This is a genomic window from Pantoea sp. JV6 (assembly GCF_025910055.1).
Lineage (GTDB): Bacteria > Pseudomonadota > Gammaproteobacteria > Enterobacterales > Enterobacteriaceae > Pantoea > Pantoea agglomerans.
The window spans coordinates 16,353-35,281 of record NZ_JAPCIM010000018.1; the positions used below are offsets into that span (position 1 = coordinate 16,353).

Sequence of the window (18,929 nt, forward strand, 5' to 3'; positions counted from 1 at the left end):
ATCTCACTCAGAACTTAAATCCACGATGCAGCGCCACAATGCCGCCGGTCATATTGGAGTAAGTGGTATTTTCAAAACCGACATCGTTCATCATCGCTTTCAGGGTCTCCTGATCGGGATGCATGCGGATCGATTCGGCCAGATAGCGATAGCTCTCTGCATCCTGCGCCACCAGCTGTCCGATACGCGGCAGAATATGGAACGAGTAGGCGTCATACGCTTTGCTCAGCGGATCCAGGACGGGTTTAGAGAACTCCAGCACCAGCAGGCGTCCGCCCGGCTTGAGTACCCGGAACATAGAGGCCAGCGCCTTCTCTTTTTCCGTAACGTTACGCAGGCCAAAAGAGATGGTAATGCAGTCGAAATAGTTATCAGGGAAAGGCAGGGCTTCGGCATTGGCCTGTACGTAACTCACATTGCCGACCACGCCCTGATTGCGCAGCTTTTCGCGGCCCATCTTCAGCATGGAACTGTTGATATCGGCCAGTACAACCTGACCCGTTTCGCCCACCAGGCGAGAAAATTTAGCCGTCAGATCGCCGGTACCCCCCGCCAGATCCAACACGCGCTGACCGCGACGTACGCCGCTGCTGTCAATGGTAAAACGCTTCCAGATACGATGGACGCCAAACGACATCAAATCGTTCATCAGGTCATATTTTGCCGCTACGGAGTGAAACACGTCCGCGACTTTGTCAGCTTTTTCGCTTTTGGCGACCGTCTGAAAGCCAAAATGGGTAGTTTCCTGCTGTGATTCATCTGCCATCGGTTTTACCTGCTCCACAAACAATACTTCCCGAAGTGTATCAGAGTCACGGAAGTCAGGCACGCTGCGCCCATACTATTCGTGGAGGCGCCTCACATGCATCTCACTCTCATCCGCATCACTGTCATCATCTGCGTCATCAGCCGCCCGGTTTTCCGGCATGGCACGTTCGGCCAGCTGAGGATTGATTGGTCGTTTGATCTCCACGCCCAGCGCTCGAAATCCTTCAGTCTGCGCAATCAGATTGCCGCGCCCTTCTGACAGCTTTTTCATCGCCTCGCGATAGCTGTTTTGCGCCTTATCCAGGCTGTGACCAATGCCGCTCATGTCATCGACAAACAGCCGCATCTTGTCATAGAGCCGCGTTGCCCGATCGGCAATACGCTGTGCATTGCGGCTCTGATGCTCATAGCGCCACAGATTATTAATGGTACGCAACGCCACCAGCAGCGTGGTGGGGCTGACCAGCATGATGTTCTGCTGCAGCGCCTCACCAATCAGCTCAGGCTGGCGGTCAATGGCCAGCAAAAAGGCGGGCTCCACCGGGATAAACATCAGCACATAATCCAGCGATCGTAAGCCGGGCAATTGTTGATAATCTTTTCGTCCCAGCAGGCGGATGTGCGCCCGCATGGCAGCGACATGTTCCTGAATAGCCTGCTCTCGTTCGATCTCATCATCCGCATTGAAGTAGCGCTCATAGGCCACCAGCGTCATTTTGGCGTCCACCACCACATCTTTGCCCTGCGGCAGGCGCACAATCACATCCGGCTGCATCCTGCCCTGCTGTTCTGACTGAATGCTCACCTGGGTTTCATATTCGTAGCCTTCACGCAGTCCGGAAGCTTCCAGTACCCGGCTCAGCACCACTTCACCCCAGTTACCCTGGATTTTATTATCGCCCTTCAGCGCTTTGGTCAGGTTAAGCGCCTCCTGCGCCATCTGCGCATTCAGCTGCTGTAACTGCCGGATTTCATGGGTCAGGGTATGTCGCTCACGCGCTTCTGCGCCAAAGCTTTCATGAACCTGACGACGGAAGCCATCAAGCTGTTCACGCAACGGACCAATCAGCCCGTCCAGACTTTGCCGGTTCTGTTCATCGACGCGACGGCCGCTGTTTTCGAAAATACGGTTGGCGAGGTTTTCAAACTGGGCGCTAAGGCGTTGTTCGCTGTTGGTCAGCAGGCGCTGTTTCTCTTCTGCGGCGAAACGGGTCTCTTCAAGGCGAATGGTCACCTCACGCAGCTCCGCTTCCTGTGCGCTGTTGACCTCCAGCTGATTGCGCAGTTCACGATTAAGCTGCTCACTTTCATTACGCCAGTAATCAAGCTGTTGCAGCCGCTCATTGGCACCGCTCAGCGCGCCGTGCAGCTGACGAAGCTCCTGCTCACGCTGCTGCGTCTGCTGCTGAAGCTGTTCGATTTGCTGCTGCTGACGCTGTTGCGCCTCTTCCTGCAGACGGCGCTCGGTCTGGAAACTGGCGACCTGATGGCCGGCACGTAACTGTGCCAGCATCCAGCCAATCCCTAACCCGGCAAGCGCCAGACAGGCGCTGATAATGATGTGCTGATCCATGATTTCCCCCGCGACTCAGGCTGCTGAGGGAAAGGTAGAGTCGCACTGTATGAATGTCCAGATAATTTTAACAGGATTCAGCGCCTTACAGCGCCGTCACCGTAAGCTTGCCAGCCTGCCACTCATCAATCAGGAAAAACGGCATGGGCAATAGCCATTCACCCTTTTTAACCTGCGCCAGATAGTGCCAGGTTGTCCCGCCCGAGGTGATCGCGACGCGCTGTCTGCTTCCCTCAGCGGCGCTGGATTTGCCGGTCATACTGGCAAAACCGGCATTGCTGCCCACATGGAAATGCGGCGTCTGCCAGCGCACGGGGGCATGGTCAGGCCACGGCTGGGCGTGATGAAAATGAAACAGTTCATCGTGGCTCAGGAGGCTTTCACGCACCGTCGGCCACAACGCTACCTTGAGGAAATATTGATCGGTGAAGCGCTGGCTGCCCTGATACTGCGCAATGAAATCGCGCATCGCCTGTTCCACATCCCGGAAGACGCCGTGACAGCCGCCCCACATCCCTGCCAGCAGCAGCTCAGTATGGGAGAAGTAGTCACGCATATGGTGGAACCAGTAAGGCGACGCCAGCCAGGCGTTAACCGCTGCCGCTTCGCGCTCCGAGAGCAGCGAGTCGGCATCACGCACGATAAAACGCTTCACGCCCGGATCGTCCATTACCAGGAAACGCCACAGGGTCGGAAACAGCGTTTTCTCGTGAGACATATCGATCAGCTGGACGTGCGGCTGGTCAAGGCGCTGCCAGACATGCTGCGGCACGCTGTCATCGAGATAGATGCGGCAGACCCAGCCGGGATAGAGCTCAGGCGCCACTTCAACGTTTTTGATTAAGGTTTCACAGTAGCGCGGCTGATCGCCATAGAGGCAGAAAGCGATGACATTCTGGTGCGGATGAGTGAGATCGACAGGCTCCGGTTGCGGAGCGGGAAACGCGGCGCGCTGCCCCTGACTGAAACGCGCATCAGAGCGCATCAGCGAGGCCAGCCCATGACGCGCCACCTCGTCCTTTTTATCCAGCCAGCCACACACTTCGGTCAGGCCATCCAGCCAGGTTTCAGAGGCGGTAGCCTGTACAGCGGGCGGTGACTGATAAATCTTCTGGTAGATTTTGTACGATTTATTGTACTGACCCAGACGCAGCAGGCAGAGCGCGTAGTCGCTCAGCACCTGCATCTGATTGGGCATCGTGCGCAATACCTCTTCACAGCATTGAGCGGCCAGCGCATAGTCGCCCTGTTGCATGGCGGCGCGAAAACGTTCGGCACTGCGTTCCAGCATGGCTTTGAGTGCGGCCGGATTAGCACCAGGGGCAGGACGTCGGACGGGAATAGTATTGCGCATAAAAACTCTCAGGTTTCACTGATGTTACGCGCCGTTAACTACCGGCAGCAGGTTTTGAGTCTGGACAAAAAACCTGCTGCCAGACGCGGTCGTTATAGTAAGCGACGCGCCGCTTCGACCACAATCTTCACTGCGTCACTTTCTGTCTGTTTCATGGTGACCGCATCCGGGATCTCTTTCTGAGTGCGGTTCACAATCACGCCCGCCACCATGCCGGCTCGCAGACCCTGGCTGGCGCACATGGTTAACAGTGTAGCGGATTCCATCTCATAGTTGAGAACGCCCATCTCCTGCCACTCTTTCATCGATCCCCTGAAGCGACTGACTACGCGGCCCGAGACGGTGTCGTAGCGCTCCTGACCCGGATAGAAGGTGTCAGAAGAGGCGGTGATGCCGATATGCGTTTTCGCGCCACAAGCTTCTGCGGCGGCAACCAGCGCGGTGGTGCAGGCGAAATCAGCCACTGCCGGGAACTCCATCGGCGCAAAATGCAGGCTGGCCCCGTCCAGGCGAACAGACGCAGTGGTCACCAGCACATCGCCGACATTGATATGCGGCTGGATAGCGCCCGTGGTACCGACACGCAGGAAGGTACGTACGCCAAGCTGTGCCAGCTCTTCGACCGCAATCGAGGTAGACGGACCGCCAATGCCGGTTGAGCAGACCACGACCGGCTTACCATCAATTTTTGCCAGCCAGGAGGTAAATTCACGGTGTGAGGCGAGATGCGTGGCATCTTCCATCAGTCCGGCAATTTTCTTCACGCGCTCCGGATCGCCCGGCACAATCGCCAGGGTGGCGCCCTGCAGATCGGCTTTGGTCAGGCCAAGATGGAAAACGTCAGACTGTGTCATTTTCAGACTCCTGTTAAGGGAAGGTAGCGCGCCACTCTACGCCAGCACGCCCAATAAATATGTGACAACATTCACTTAAGAAAATGAAAGTTACATTTCCCGAAAGATAAATTGTGACAACAATCACACAATAGCATCTTCCTGGTGCGGATAGCTCTCAGTGGGGCTGTGCCAGGGTCAGCGCAATGTTAAAGAGAAGGATGATTTTATTCGCTGTTGATTCTGTGACCCGACACCTGGCGCATACGCTTTCCGGCCAGGCTATAGTTACGTGATTGCGCAAATGCTTGCACGGAGAGAATAATGAAACCCAGTGATAATATGGCACAAAAACCGGCGACGGGCGGCTTTGCCCCTGCCGTGCAGCCCACCGCCTCCACCACCATCATTACCGACAGCCCGGCGATTCACGCGGGAGAAACCTCAGTGCCCAGTCAGGGCGAAAACATGCCGGCATTCTTTGCAAAACCCCAGTCCGCGGAAGGCCCATGGCCAGTCGTACTGGTAGTGCAGGAGATCTTTGGTGTGCATGAACACATCCGGGATATCTGCCGCCGCCTGGCGCTGGAAGGCTATCTGGCGATTGCGCCTGAGCTCTATTTCCGCGAGGGCGATCCCGCTGAGTATAACGATATCCCGACGCTGTTCAGCGAGCTGGTCAGCAAAGTGCCTGACAGCCAGGTGCTGGCCGATCTCGATCATGCCGCCAACTGGGCCGCACGCAACGGCGGCGATATTCGTCGCATGGGCATCACCGGTTTTTGCTGGGGTGGTCGCATCAGCTGGCTCTACGCCGCGCATAACCCGCAACTGCGCGCCGCCGTGGCGTGGTATGGACGACTGACCGGTGAGCGTACGCTGAAGCAGCAGAAACATCCTATTGATATTGCGGTCGACCTGAATGCGCCGGTATTAGGTTTGTATGGTGGCCAGGATGAGGGTATCCCGCTGGAGAGCGTCGAGCAGATGCGTCAGGCACTGCATGCCGCCAATGCAACCGCAGAGATCATCGTCTATCCCGAAGCGGGCCATGCCTTTAATGCTGACTATCGTGCAAGCTACCATGCTGAATCTGCCAATGATGGCTGGCAGCGGATGCTGGCCTGGTTCAGGCAGTATGGTGTTGCATCGCAGTAAATGAAAAAGGGGCGCGTCTGCGCCCCTGATTTTTTCGTCCACCAGACCCGATTCCCTACGCCGTTTCTCCACGCAATTTCTTCGCCGCCGTCACCATGTTCGCCAGCGCCTGACGCGTTTCCGTCCAGCCCCGTGTTTTCAAACCGCAGTCCGGGTTCACCCACAGACGCGCTTCCGGAATACGTTTCGCCGCCTTCAGCAACAGTGCTTCTATCCACTCCACGCTGGGGACGTTAGGCGAATGGATGTCGTAGACGCCGGGACCGATTTCATTCGGGTAGTCGAAGTTCTCAAACGCCTCCAGCAGGTCCATGTCAGATCGCGAGGTTTCGATGGTGATCACATCGGCATCCAGCGCCGCGATAGCATCCATAATGTCGTTAAATTCGCAGTAACACATATGGGTATGAATCTGGGTTTCATCCCGCGCCACCGCCGCATTCAGTCGGAAGGCCTCCACCGCCCAGTTCAGGTAGGCAGCCCATTCAGACTGGTGCAGTGGCAGACCTTCACGCAGCGCAGGCTCATCAATCTGGATAATCCCGATGCCCGCCTTCTCCAGGTCTTCGACTTCATCACGCAGCGCCAGCGCGATCTGTTTCGCGATGGTTTCGCGTGACACATCTTCACGCGGGAATGACCAGCAGAGGATGGTTACCGGACCGGTCAGCATCCCTTTTACCGGCTTGTTGGTCAGCGACTGGGCATATCTGGCCCACTCAACGGTGATCGCCTCCGGACGACTGACATCGCCAATAATGACAGGCGGTTTCACACAGCGTGAACCGTAGCTCTGAACCCAGCCATTCTGTGTGAAGACAAACCCCTCCAGATGTTCGCCGAAGTACTCAACCATGTCGTTACGTTCCGCTTCACCGTGCACCAGCACATCCAGCCCCAGCCGCTCCTGTTCGAGAATCGCCTGCTTAATGTGCTCCGCGATGCCGGTGCGGTAATGGTTACTGTCGAGCCGGCCCTGTTTAAAGTCGAGGCGCAGGCCGCGAATTTCAGTGGTCTGCGGAAAAGAGCCGATGGTGGTGGTAGGCCAGGCTGGCAGATTAAAACGCTGACGCTGCAGGACAGCCCGCACCGGATAAGCGCTCTGGCGTTCACTGTGCTGTGGGGTAATGGCCTTAATACGCTGGCCCACCGCCGCATTATGCACGCGGCGGGAGTGAGCACGGGCGTGTACCGGTGCGCTCCAGGCTTCCAGCGCCGTCGCATCGTTGTTGTTGAGTGCCTGACTCAGCAGCGAGAGCTCGGCACATTTCTGCAGCGCAAAGGCGAACCAGCTTTTGACTTCATCATCCAGACGGGTCTCGACGCTCAGGTCGATAGGGCTATGCAGCAGCGAGCAGGAGGAGCCGATCCACACCTGTTCACGCGCTCTGGTCAGCGGTTGCAAGCGGCTGAACCAGCGGCTCAGATCGGCGCGCCAGACGTTGCGTCCGTTGATCACGCCGAGCGACAGCAGCCAGCTGGCGGGCAGTTGCTGATTCAGTTGCTGAATATCATCACGACCATGGACCAGATCGACATGCAGCCCCTGCACCGGCAGCGCACGAATCACATCAATGTTCTGGCCGATGCTGTCAAAATAGGTGGTCAGCAGCAGTTTGCTGTGACCCTGCAGTGCGTCATACGCCGGCTGGAAGGCTTCGCGCCACGTCTGCGGCAGCTCCAGTGCCAGAGCGGGTTCATCAATCTGTACCCATTCGATGCCGCGCTTTGCCAGTTCCGCCAGCACCTGCTGATAGACCGGCAGAATCCCCTCCAGCAGCGACAGACGTTCAAACGGCTCACCCTTCACTTTACCCAGCCACAGATACGTCACCGGCCCCAGCAGCACTGGCTTGATGTGGTGTCCCAGCGCCAGTGCCTCATCCACCTCGTCCAGCAGCTGGGTCCAGGTCAGTTTAAACGTCTGACCCTGGGTAAATTCCGGCACCATGTAGTGATAGTTGGTGTTAAACCATTTGGTCATTTCTGCCGCCGCCGCAGGCTCGCCGGTCGGCGCACGACCGCGTCCCAGGCGGAACAGGGTGTCGAGGTCCACAGTGCCTGCTTTGTTCTGATGACGCGCGGGCACGTTGCCCAGCATCAGGCTGGTGGTCAGCACATGGTCATACCAGGCGAAATCGCCGACCGGCAGCAGATCGACGCCCGCCTCTTTCTGATGTTGCCAGTGTCGCGCACGCAGCTCACGGCCCGTCGCCAGTAATGCCTGCTGCGTGCTGTCGCCAGCCCAGTAGCTCTCCAGCGCTTTTTTCAGTTCACGGCGCAGGCCAATACGGGGAAAGCCGAGGGTATGGTTCAGGATAGTCATGTGCTGTTCTCCAGATAATCTTTCACTTTGGCTTAAATGGGCAGCCAAAGATGTTTAGCCGTCCAGATGTTTACACTGCTATACTCTGCGGGTACTGTATATTGCTCAAGCGCAATATGTTCATTTTCGATGTGAAGGACTCTCATGATCGAACTCAAGCACCTGCGGACGCTTCAGGCTCTGCGCAATACGGGCTCGCTGGCGGCGGCGGCGGCCCAGCTTCATCAGACGCAATCGGCGTTGTCTCATCAGTTCAGCGATCTGGAGCAGCGGCTGGGATTCCGCCTGTTCGTGCGTAAAAGTCAGCCGCTGCGCTTTACGCCGCAGGGCGATATTCTGCTGCAGCTGGCAGAGCAGGTGCTGCCGCAGATTCAGCAGGCATTGCAGGCCTGCCATGAGCCGCATCAGACCACCTTACGAGTGGCGATAGAGTGTCATAGCTGCATCCAGTGGCTGACCCCCGCGCTGGATAAATTCCGCCAGAGCTGGCCGCAGGTGGTGATGGATTTCAAATCGGGCGTGACCTTTGATCCTCAACCCGCCCTGCAACAGGGTGAGCTGGATGTGGTGCTGACCTCCGATATCCTGGCGCGCTCGGGTCTGTTCTACTCCCCGATGTTTGATTATGAAGTGCGGCTGGTGCTGGCAACGGATCACCCGCTGGCGCAGGTTGAGCAGATTTCACCGGAAGATCTAGCCGATGAGGTGTTGATGATCTATCCGGTGCAGCGTCAGCGTCTGGATATCTGGCGTCACTTCCTGCAGCCCGCAGGCGTCAGTCCGGCACTGAAAAGTGTGGATAATACCCTGCTGATGATTCAGATGGTCTCGGCACGTATGGGGATTGCCGCGCTGCCGCACTGGGTGGTGGAGAGTTTTGAGAAGCAGGGTCTGGTGGTCACCCGCACGCTGGGCGATGGCCTGTGGAGCCGTCTTTATGCGGCCGTGCGCGAAGGGGAGCAACGTCAGCCAGTGCTGGAAGCGTTTATCCGCTTTGCCCGTCAGCACGCCTGTGAGCATCTGCCTTTTGTGCGCGACGCCGCGCTGCCCGGTGCGGTGTTGCAGCGATAATCTGGCGGGCACAAACCTGCGCGAAGGCGGGCAAAATCCCCTATAATGCGCAGCCTGTCGACTGACCACGAGAAGATTTCACCATGACTAACAATGATATTCTGCGCAGCGTGCGCTATATGCTCAACCTGAGCGATGCCAAAATGGTGGAGATTTTTGCGCTGGCGCAATGTGACGTGCCGCTGGCGGATATTCAGGCGTGGCTGAAAAAAGATGACGATGCTGCGTTCCGTCCCTGCCCCGATGTGCTGATGGGTTATTTCCTGAATGGCCTGATCTTCTACCGTCGCGGCAAAAGTGAAGATGCGCCCGCGCCGTCGATTGAGCGCAAGATGACCAATAACATCTTCATGAGAAAGCTGCGTATCGCTTTTGATCTGAAAACCACCGACATTCCTGATGTACTGAAACGCGTGAATTTTACCGTTTCACAGGCTGAGATTGGTGCGATTTTCCGCAAACCTGATCATAAGAACTATCGCGAATGCGGCGATCAGATTCTGCGTAACTTCCTGAAAGGGCTGGCGATGATTCAGCGTCCTAAGAGTGAAAAGCCTGCTTAACGTCTGTGGCTGATCGCTTCGGGTACCTGCGTGGTCAGAAGTGGCGCATCTGATCGCAAAGAAAGCCTGCATCCATGCAGCACGGCCTCGCCATCCCTGGCTCGGACGCTTTGCTCCTCAGTTGCGCCACCTCTTCCCTTAAGCTTCTTCATGGCTTTTTAATTAGCAACACCAGGCCAGCCCTGGGGAGTGAAAGCGGGTCATCGGTAGAGCCTTCGTCGCAGGGGAAAAAAGCGCCGGGAGCATTTCTGAACCATCCTGGAAGATTCCTTCGCGATCGCACACGCCAGCTCCATCGCGAATGCTCTACGTTTCAGCGCTCCATCCCCTCCTTCATATTCGCTCTGAGCCCCTGGTTCAACTGCGATGATGCTGTTAAGTCTCCAGGGCTGGCGCGTCTGAAGAGCGAAGCGTCCGGGCCAGGGATGGCCCGGCCGATCCACAGGGATGTGAGATTCCTTCGCGATCGGACGCGCCAGCCCGGGAGGCCGCACCCATGCAACAGCCCTGTTTATGATCGGTCACCGCGCCCTACCACCCAGCGCTTATGCACCCACAGCGAGGCGAGGATCACCAGTGCGCCCGCAATAAAGCTTGGCCAGTGCGGTTTCTCCTGCCAGATAGCCAGATTCACCAGCAGCCCGGCAGGAACGTGCATGTTATTCATAATGCCCAGCGTGCCGGCATCGACCTGGGTCGCACCATAATTCCACATAAAATAGCCGAGACCGGAAGCCGCAATGCCCAGCCAGACCAGAATGCCCCACTGCAATGAGGTGGTCGGCAACTTCTGCGGATTGCCCCAGGCACACCAGGCGATCACCGCAATCAACACTGCACCCAGATAGAACCAGGAGAAGGCCGTGTGCTGCGGCATCGGGCGGGTCTCCTGCAGACGCTTATAGCCCACCATTCCCGCCGCAAAGCAGATATTTGCCAGTTGCACTAACAGCAGACCAAACCAGAAATGATCGCTGACTTTGTCATAGCGAATAATGGCCGCACCTGCCACAGCCAGCAGTGCACTGAAGATATAACCCATGCGCAGTGGACGACGGCTGATCAGATCGTAAATCAGCGTCACATAAAGCGGCGTCATCACCGTGAACAGCAGGAATTCCGACACGCTAAGGTAGAGATAGGCTTCGAAACTCAGCAGATACATCACGCCCAGCTGCAGCATCCCGACCAGCATGTAAAGCAACAGCGTTGAAGGGCGATGACCACGCCAGCGCAGGAAAGGTAAAAATACCAGCGCAGCCAGCGCCAGTCGCATCAGTACAGAGAACCAGCTGTCCACCTGCCCGGCAAGGTATTCGCCAATCAGACTGAACGAAAAGGCCCACAGAATGGTGGTAATAATCAATAAAAACACGGTGACGACCCCGAAATTAACAGGCCGTCAGTGTAAACAATGTGCTGCCATCAGGCTGTGAAATCTGGTTGACATCTGATTACAAACCAGGCGATCAGAATGTCTATCGGAAAAGAGCTCTCGCCTCCTGACATAACTGTCTGCATAAAGATCTTTCAGCCAGATAAAATGCGCGAAATGATCCATCGCATGATCACTTCCGCTCCAGAATGTAATAAAACTGTAACAAATGTGTCATTCATCACAGTAACGTTGCGCAACTAACACTATTCTTTGCGCGAAATGGAACATTCTGCGTCCATTTTCTTCTGCTCTTTTCCTGCCCCAACCTGCTGGGAATTAAAAACCATAATGTGCCCTGGAGGGCCTCACTGATGCTGAGCATTTTTAAACCTGCACCACGTCAGCCGCAGGTGGCGGAGGATCACGTTGATCCGCTCTACCGTCGTCTGCGCTGGCAAATTTTCATCGGGATCTTCTTTGGTTACGCTGCCTACTATCTGGTCAGAAAAAACTTCGCACTCGCCATGCCGTATCTGGTAGAGCAGGGTTTTTCACGTGGCGATCTCGGTTTTGCCTTATCCGGCATCTCCATCGCCTACGGCTTTTCAAAATTCATCATGGGATCGGTCTCTGACCGCTCAAACCCGCGCGTCTTCTTACCGGCAGGCCTGATTCTGGCTGCGACAGTGATGCTGATCATGGGATTCGTTCCCTGGGCCACCTCCAGCATTATGGTGATGTTCGTGCTGCTGTTTATCTGCGGCTGGTTCCAGGGCATGGGCTGGCCACCTTGTGGACGTACCATGGTTCATTGGTGGTCGCAGAAAGAGCGCGGCAGGATCGTTTCGGTCTGGAACTGCGCCCATAATGTCGGCGGCGGTATTCCGCCTCTGCTGTTCCTGCTCGGTATGGCGTGGTTCAACGACTGGAAAGCGGCACTCTATATGCCGGCATTTGGCGCCATCGCCATTGCGATTCTGGCCTTTGCGCTGATGCGCGATACGCCGCAATCCTGTGGTCTGCCACCGATTGAAGAGTACAAAAACGACTATCCGCCCGACTACGATGCCAGCCATGAGGAGGAGCTGACGGCCAGACAGATCTTCATGAAATATGTGCTGCCGAACAAGCTGCTGTGGTACATCGCGCTGGCCAACGTGTTTGTTTATCTGCTGCGCTACGGCATTCTCGACTGGTCGCCGACCTATCTCAGAGAAGTAAAACACTTCACGCTGGATAAATCGTCGTGGGCTTACTTCCTGTATGAGTATGCGGGGATCCCCGGAACGCTGCTGTGCGGCTGGATGTCGGACAAAGTGTTCCGCGGTAATCGCGGTGCGACCGGGGTGTTCTTTATGACGCTGGTAACCATCGCGACCGTGATCTACTGGCTTAACCCGGCGGGCAATCCTGGCGTCGATATGGCCTGTATGATTGTGATTGGCTTCCTGATCTACGGTCCGGTGATGCTGATTGGTCTGCACGCGCTGGAGCTGGCCCCGAAAAAAGCGGCGGGGACGGCGGCGGGCTTCACCGGCCTGTTCGGCTATCTGGGTGGATCGGTGGCGGCCAGCGCCATTGTCGGTTACACCGTCGATTACTTCGGCTGGGACGGCGGCTTCATGGTGATGATTGCTGGCTGTGTGCTGGCGGTTATCCTGCTGTTACTGACCATGGTCAGCGAACACAAACACAAAAAGACCCCTGCCTGACGGCAATAAAAAAAGGGCCGGATATCCGGCCCTTTTTTTGCGCTGACGGCTTAAGCAAGATAGAGCGTGCGCAGCGTCTGCGGCACGGCATCATCGGCATTTGAACCGATCACATCCAGCTCCGGCAGCGTATCTTTCAACCGCTGATGGGCGTTCTGCATGATAAATCCCTTACCCGCCATGCTCAGCATCTCCACATCGTTCATGCCGTCGCCAAAGGCGATACAGCTTTCCAGTGAATGGCCCAGCGTTTTCGCGACCGCTTCCAGCGCATGCCCTTTCGACACGCCGCCCGCCATCACTTCCAGACAGGTAGGCAGTGAGAAACTGACGTTAACCCGATCGCCCCAGCGCGCTTCAATCGCCTGTTCCATCGGGATCAGATGCTCGGGATTTTCGCAGGTGAAAAAGACCTTGCTGATATTATCGGTTGGCAGCAGACCCGGCTCATAGACCTGATAGTTGAACACCGACTCGCGGAAATAGTCCTGCTCAGCCGGGCTTGAGCGGCTGACAAACCACTCATCGTCGCGGTAAACGTGGGTCAGGATATCGCTGTGATGATATTGCAGGCCAAACAGATCGCTGGCGATATCCTCATCCAGATTATGACTGAACACCAGTTCGCCCTCTGCGTTGTGCACGCGCGCGCCGTTTGAGGTGATCATATAGGCCGGAATCGCCAGGCTGTCGCGCATCTGTCCGACATCGATATGATGACGGCCGGTGGCGAATATAAAGTGAATATCTTTCGCGACCAGCTGCTGCAGCGTTTCACGCGCAAAAGGGGTCAGACGATGTTCGGGAGAAAGCAGCGTGCCATCCAGATCGGATGCAACGATGTGATACATGAAAACCTCGGGTATCTGGTTCTGCCGGCCTTAACCGGTCGGATAAATAACGTCAGTGGTGCGAGGAAAAGAAGTCGACCACTGCATTGAGTGCTTCGGCGCGCATCTCATCCTTTTCAAACAGGATCTCATGACGCGCACCGTCGATCACCCGTGGCTTATTGCCCTCACACGGATGACCCGCCGCCGCCATCGCGGCACAAAAAAGGTCCTGCGAACGATTGTCGACCACCCGATCATCGCTGGCCTGTAACAGTAACAGTGGCGTGGTGATCTTATCGACCTGACTGATGATGTTGCGACCTGCATGGATGCCTTCACGTACCCAATGGTAGGTTGGCCCGCCAACGCGAATCGCCGGATCGTCCGCATAAAAGCGCAGATTTCGCCGGTAACGCTCGGTGCTGTGCGTCAGCCGGTTAATGCCAAACGGATGCGCACGCCAGCGGCCGGTGCCGAGCGCATAGCCATCGCGCATGGCCGGACGCTTCTCCGCCCAGTCCAGGATCCGATGGGCCAGAAAAGAGGGCAACGGTAAAGCAATGCCAAACATCGGCGCCACCAGCGCGACCGCATGAAACGCCTGCGGCTGACGCGCCAGAAACAGCGTTAAGATTGCGCCGCCCATGGAGTGAGCCAGCGCATAGCGCTGCTGGTAGTGACCGCTGATAATCTCTTTCAGATAGAGCGTTTCAAGGTCGTCGACATAATGGGTAAATTCCGCCACGTGACCGCGGTGTGAATCTTCCAGCAGGCGATCGGAACGCCCCTGGCCGCGATGGTCAAGGATCACCACATCAAATCCGCAGTGAAACAGATCGTACGCCAGCTCAGGATATTTTATGTAACTCTCGATGCGTCCCGGCACAATCAGGATCACACGCTTGTGTTGCGGTGATGTGAAGCGGACGTAGCGCAGCGTCAGATTACCCACGCCGGTAAACTCAAGCTCTTCGCGGCTGTGCCAGAAATCGAGCAGTGGCCCGGTAGCGAAGGCAGCAAAGGCTTTTTCTCGTCGCAGCCAGCTGGCTTTGTGTTGATTCATTCGCCCTCCTGATGACCGGATAAAGAGTCCTGAATGCCATGCGCAGGCCGTAGCGCCGCGCTTATTTCTGGCGTATTGTGTCACAATTCCGCTACTAAAGAGAGCCTGACCCATGACCATCGAATGGTGGCTGACCTATCTGCTTACCACTACAATTCTCAGCCTGTCGCCCGGTTCCGGCGCAATCAACACCATGAGTACCGGTATCAGCCACGGCTATCGCGGCACGGTGGCCTCTATCTCCGGTTTGCAGGTCGGCCTGGCGCTGCATATCGTGCTGGTCGGCATCGGTCTGGGCGCGCTGTTTTCTCAGTCGCTGCTGGCGTTTGAGATTCTGAAATGGGCCGGTGCGGCCTATCTGGTCTGGCTGGGTATTCAGCAGTGGCGCTCAGCGGGTGGCATTGATCTGGATGCGGTCGCCAGAGCGATGCCGCGTCGTCGCCTGTTCAAACGCGCCGTGCTGGTTAACCTGACCAACCCGAAAAGTATCGTCTTTCTCGCCGCCCTGTTCCCGCAATTTATTCAGCCGCATCAGCCGCTATTTATGCAGTATCTGGTGCTGGGCGTCACCACCGTTGTGGTCGATATCATCGTGATGATTGGCTACGCCACGCTGGCAACGCGGATTGCGGGCTGGATTAAGGGACCAAAACAGATGAAGTTAATGAACCGCATTTTTGGCGGGCTGTTTATGGCGGTAGGCGCGCTGCTCGCCAGCGCCAGAAAAATCGCTTAACGTCTGACGCGCCGAATTCGGCGCGAAAGATTATCCCTTCTTCCCTGGCCCCGCTACGGCGCTGTCAGTGGAACCGCACGCAACACAATGATGCCCGGTTTCGAGCGCATATATTCCCTGAACGGCGCATCGACAACTTTTCGATTAACGGCCAGCGAAGAGGCGTTCCTGAACCACAAGCGGCCATCATGCCGGACAGCAATCCCCACATGCGTAACATCCAGGCTCTGACTGGTGGCGTAAACCCCCACGTAATCGCCGGTCTGAATCTGGTTCAGCACCTGCGGTGTGATCGCCCGGGCCGGAATGTAAGTGACAGGACGTGCAATCACACCCAGACCGGGCACCTGTTCTGCTCCGCTGGCCTGACGATTCAGGTGCTTCACCACCGTCACCGTATCCGGGCTAAGAGTGCGGGTTACGTCATCAGCATTGCGCGGGCTATCGGCAAACCAGTCGGAGAAAAAGTGGCGACGATTCCGGTAGCTGACCTCACCGCCAGCGTAGCGGGTCCGAATCAGGTTAGCCTCAAAGCTGGCGCGATCGTGGCTGCGGCTCAGCGCCTGCACGTAATCAAGCAGCGTGTAACAATCCACACCGTTGAAATTGATCACCAGCGCTTCCGGACGCGTGGGAGAACCGATCAGCGTATCCGCTTCATAGGGTGTCCCGAGAAACGTCGCAGAGATCCGGCTAATCCTTTCGCCCTGCGTCTTATCGACATCGGGCAGCGTCTGCATCAGGATCGAGGTGACCTCATCGGTCTGGCCCGGCTCTGGCGCAGGGTTGCGGGCGACATCAGGCGAGGCGCAGGCGCTGATACAGGCCGTCATCAACACCAGTAATATGAACTTCACTCTCATCATCCTCTCCATAAACGTTGCGCCTGCTTCCCGACTTTAATGGAGATATGGATATGAATGATTAATAAAGAGTGACGATTTATCTGCGGTTGCAACAGCAAAACTCCCTGAGCCCTGGAATGTGGCATCCGTCATACAAGCGAACTCTCTGGAGGAAGCGACAGCAAGGGAGGTTTCTGCCGGAGGCGCAACGCGCACGCCGGCATAAGGGCTGAAACGGTGTTTAACGCGAAAGAATCAGGTGGATACCAAAACCGGCAAACAGTACGCCGGCCATGCCATCGACCCATTTCGCCAGTCGCTGATACTTAGCGCGGATCCACGGCAGCGCAAAAATCGCCGCCACCAGGGTAAACCAGGCAAAAGTTTCACCGACAATCAGCAGGAACAGACCCCAGCGCTCCGCCGAACCGACATCGTCGCCAACAAACAGCGAGAAGACGCTACCGAAGTAGATAATGGCTTTAGGATTCGACAGATTCGTCAGCAGGCCTTTGAGAAAGCTCATGCCGCGTTTCGGCAACGCAACCACCGGCTCATCCTGCTGCGGCTGTTTGTGACGCTGACGTGCCGAGCACATCAGCTGCCAGCCCATCCACAACAGATAAAGTCCACCGCCGACCATGATGATCTGATGCAGCCAGGCCATTTTTTCCAGAATCAGATGCAGCCCCATCAGCGCCACACCCGCCCAGACCACAATGCCCAGCGTAATGCCCAGTACACCCATCATCGCCTCTTTGCGCGAGCGGCTGGCGGCAGTCTGTGACACGAAAAAGAAATCGGGGCCGGGGCTCATCAGCGCCACCAGATGCACCAGCGCCACAGTGGCGAATAACATCAGCATAATCAGTGTCCTTTACTCTTCATCATCAAGATGCTCTTTGATCATCACCAGGAAAGGTTTGCCAAAGCGCTCCAGTTTGCGGTGACCCACGCCGTTGACGCTGAGCATCTCGGACGCGCTGACCGGCATCTGTTCTGCCATCTCTATCAGTGTGGCGTCATTGAACACCACGTAAGGCGGAATATTCTCTTCATCGGCGATCGCTTTTCGCAGCTTACGCAGCTTGGCGAACAGTTTGCGATCGTAGTTGCCACCGTGAAACTTCGCCGGACTGCTGCTTTTTGTTTTTGCGGTGATTAAACGCGGCACCGCCAGCATCAGTGGCACTTCACCGCGCAGCACCGGGCGCGCCGCTTCGGTGAGTTGCAGAGCCGAATGCATAGCGATGTTCTGCGTCACCAGCCCCAGATGGATTAGCTGACGTAACACGCTCACCCAATGTTCGTGGCTCTGATCTTTGCCCAGTCCATAGACCGGCAGTTTGTCATGACCCTGCTCACGGATACGCTGATTGTTGGACCCGCGCAGCACCTCAACGATATAGCCCATACCAAAACGCTGACCCACGCGGTAGATGCCGGAGAGCGCTTTTTGCGCTTCAATCAGGCCGTCATAACGTTTAGGTGGGTCGAGACAGATATCGCAGTTATCGCACGGCTGCTGGCGGCCCTCGCCAAAATAGTTCAGCAGCACCAGACGGCGGCAGGTCTGCGCTTCAGCAAACGCGCCCATGGCGTTGAGTTTGTGACGCTCAATATCCTGCAGCGGTCCGGGCACTTTCTCTTCCAGACATTTACGCAGCCAGGCCATATCGGCCGGGTCATAAAGCATCATCGCTTCGGCAGGCAGACCATCACGTCCGGCCCGCCCGGTTTCCTGATAATAGGACTCGATGTTGCGCGGGATATCGAAGTGGACCACAAAACGGACGTTGGGCTTGTTGATGCCCATGCCAAAGGCCACCGTCGCCACCACGATTTGCAGATCGTCACGCTGAAACGCTTCCTGCACCCGGCCACGCTGCTCGCTGTCGATACCGGCGTGGTATGCCCCGACGCTGAACCCCCGGCTTTGCAGTCGCGCGGCGGTGTCTTCCACCTTCGCCCGGCTGTTGCAGTAGATAATGCCGCACTTGCCGCGCTGATCCTGAACGTAACGCAGCAGCTGATCGGTGGGTTTAAATTTCTCCACCAGCGTGTAGCGAATATTGGGGCGGTCAAAACTGCTGATCTGGATCAGCGGATCCTGCATATGCAGCAGGTTAACGATGTCGTTGCGGGTGGTTTCATCCGCGGTCGCGGTCAGCGCCATTACCGGTAATTCCGGGAAGCGCTGACGCATCTTGCCGAGTGCGCCATATTCCGGGCGGAAATCGTGGCCCCACTGGGAAATACAGTGCGCTTCATCCACCGCCAGCATCGCCGGTTGCCAGTGCGCCAGACTGTCCAGGAAGTTATCCATCATCAGGCGTTCCGGGGCGATGTAGAGCAGCTTAACCCGACCGGTTCGGCAGTCGGCCATCACCGTCTGCTGCTGATCGCGCGTCATGGTGGAGTTGAGATACGCCGCCGCCACGCCGTTCGCCAGCAGCTGATCGACCTGATCTTTCATCAGCGAGATCAGCGGCGACACCACCAGCGTCAGCCCCTCGCGCACCAGCGCAGGGATCTGATAACAGAGCGATTTACCACCGCCGGTGGGCATCACCACCAGACAATCGCGCCCGCTCAGCGCCTCATTGATGATCGTCTGCTGACCGGGACGAAAATGCTGGTAGCCGAAGGTATCCTGCAATACCTGCTGCGCCAGCGCTTCCTGATTAAGAACTGCCGAGGTTGCCACGCGATTCCT

The 18,929-nt window shown here is 56.8% G+C and carries 16 protein-coding genes; 5 read left to right on the forward strand and 11 right to left on the reverse strand.

Annotation, left to right across the window (positions count from 1 at the left end; all coding sequences use genetic code 11):
* Positions 1 to 7: 7 nt before the first annotated feature.
* From ubiE to udp, 4 genes are all read right to left on the reverse strand, one after another.
* Positions 8 to 766, reverse strand: a complete 759-nt coding sequence (gene ubiE / locus OK412_RS16965) for a bifunctional demethylmenaquinone methyltransferase/2-methoxy-6-polyprenyl-1,4-benzoquinol methylase UbiE (RefSeq protein WP_008926452.1) — start codon at positions 764 to 766, stop codon at positions 8 to 10.
* A gap of 75 nt (positions 767 to 841) precedes the next feature.
* The gene (gene rmuC, locus OK412_RS16970) at positions 842 to 2,341 is read right to left on the reverse strand and encodes a DNA recombination protein RmuC (protein ID WP_010257260.1); all 1,500 of its coding nucleotides are present in this window, start codon (positions 2,339 to 2,341) and stop codon (positions 842 to 844) included.
* An 85-nt stretch (positions 2,342 to 2,426) separates the two neighbouring features.
* Positions 2,427 to 3,695, reverse strand: coding sequence for a tetratricopeptide repeat protein (locus tag OK412_RS16975; protein WP_264353379.1), 1,269 nt, complete (start codon positions 3,693 to 3,695; stop codon positions 2,427 to 2,429).
* Positions 3,696 to 3,787: 92 nt separating this feature from the next.
* A complete protein-coding gene (gene udp, locus OK412_RS16980; protein WP_010257266.1) occupies positions 3,788 to 4,549 on the reverse strand; it encodes a uridine phosphorylase in 762 nt (253 codons plus the stop codon).
* Between the two features lie 303 nt (positions 4,550 to 4,852).
* Between udp and OK412_RS16985 the strand changes: the two genes are divergently transcribed.
* Positions 4,853 to 5,686, forward strand: coding sequence for a dienelactone hydrolase family protein (locus tag OK412_RS16985; RefSeq protein ID WP_010671680.1), 834 nt, complete (start codon positions 4,853 to 4,855; stop codon positions 5,684 to 5,686).
* Positions 5,687 to 5,741: 55 nt separating this feature from the next.
* On the opposite strand, the gene metE is transcribed toward OK412_RS16985, so the two are convergent.
* Positions 5,742 to 8,012, reverse strand: a complete 2,271-nt coding sequence (metE, locus tag OK412_RS16990) for a 5-methyltetrahydropteroyltriglutamate--homocysteine S-methyltransferase (RefSeq protein WP_264353380.1) — start codon at positions 8,010 to 8,012, stop codon at positions 5,742 to 5,744.
* Between the two features lie 144 nt (positions 8,013 to 8,156).
* Between metE and metR the strand changes: the two genes are divergently transcribed.
* A complete protein-coding gene (gene metR / locus OK412_RS16995) occupies positions 8,157 to 9,083 on the forward strand; it encodes an HTH-type transcriptional regulator MetR (protein WP_003854400.1) in 927 nt (308 codons plus the stop codon).
* A gap of 83 nt (positions 9,084 to 9,166) precedes the next feature.
* Complete coding sequence (locus OK412_RS17000) at positions 9,167 to 9,646, forward strand: DUF1456 family protein (RefSeq protein WP_010257278.1); 480 nt, start codon at positions 9,167 to 9,169, stop codon at positions 9,644 to 9,646.
* A gap of 511 nt (positions 9,647 to 10,157) precedes the next feature.
* Here the strand turns inward: OK412_RS17000 and OK412_RS17005 are convergent.
* Positions 10,158 to 11,021 (reverse strand): carboxylate/amino acid/amine transporter, encoded by an 864-nt coding sequence (locus OK412_RS17005; protein WP_031292613.1) that lies wholly within the window; start codon positions 11,019 to 11,021, stop codon positions 10,158 to 10,160.
* Between the two features lie 374 nt (positions 11,022 to 11,395).
* Between OK412_RS17005 and glpT the strand changes: the two genes are divergently transcribed.
* Positions 11,396 to 12,736, forward strand: a complete 1,341-nt coding sequence (glpT, locus tag OK412_RS17010) for a glycerol-3-phosphate transporter (RefSeq protein ID WP_033773270.1) — start codon at positions 11,396 to 11,398, stop codon at positions 12,734 to 12,736.
* A gap of 50 nt (positions 12,737 to 12,786) precedes the next feature.
* Here glpT and yigL read toward each other — a convergent pair whose 3' ends face one another.
* Complete coding sequence (gene yigL / locus OK412_RS17015) at positions 12,787 to 13,587, reverse strand: sugar/pyridoxal phosphate phosphatase YigL (protein WP_010257286.1); 801 nt, start codon at positions 13,585 to 13,587, stop codon at positions 12,787 to 12,789.
* 52 nt (positions 13,588 to 13,639) lie between these two features.
* Positions 13,640 to 14,632, reverse strand: a complete 993-nt coding sequence (gene pldB / locus OK412_RS17020) for a lysophospholipase L2 (protein WP_010257288.1) — start codon at positions 14,630 to 14,632, stop codon at positions 13,640 to 13,642.
* A gap of 112 nt (positions 14,633 to 14,744) precedes the next feature.
* Between pldB and rhtB the strand changes: the two genes are divergently transcribed.
* The gene (rhtB, locus tag OK412_RS17025) at positions 14,745 to 15,368 is read left to right on the forward strand and encodes a homoserine/homoserine lactone efflux protein (protein ID WP_010257290.1); all 624 of its coding nucleotides are present in this window, start codon (positions 14,745 to 14,747) and stop codon (positions 15,366 to 15,368) included.
* A 53-nt stretch (positions 15,369 to 15,421) separates the two neighbouring features.
* On the opposite strand, the gene OK412_RS17030 is transcribed toward rhtB, so the two are convergent.
* The 3 genes from OK412_RS17030 to recQ form a co-directional block, all read right to left on the reverse strand.
* On the reverse strand, positions 15,422 to 16,231 hold the full coding sequence (locus tag OK412_RS17030) for a DUF1460 domain-containing protein (protein WP_264353381.1): 810 nt from the start codon (positions 16,229 to 16,231) through the stop codon (positions 15,422 to 15,424).
* Between the two features lie 223 nt (positions 16,232 to 16,454).
* On the reverse strand, positions 16,455 to 17,078 hold the full coding sequence (gene rhtC / locus OK412_RS17035; RefSeq protein ID WP_010257296.1) for a threonine export protein RhtC: 624 nt from the start codon (positions 17,076 to 17,078) through the stop codon (positions 16,455 to 16,457).
* Between the two features lie 12 nt (positions 17,079 to 17,090).
* Positions 17,091 to 18,920 carry an ATP-dependent DNA helicase RecQ gene (gene recQ, locus OK412_RS17040; RefSeq protein ID WP_060681461.1) on the reverse strand — a complete coding sequence of 610 codons (1,830 nt, stop codon included), beginning with the start codon at positions 18,918 to 18,920 and terminating at the stop codon, positions 17,091 to 17,093.
* Between the last annotated feature and the right edge of the window lie 9 nt (positions 18,921 to 18,929).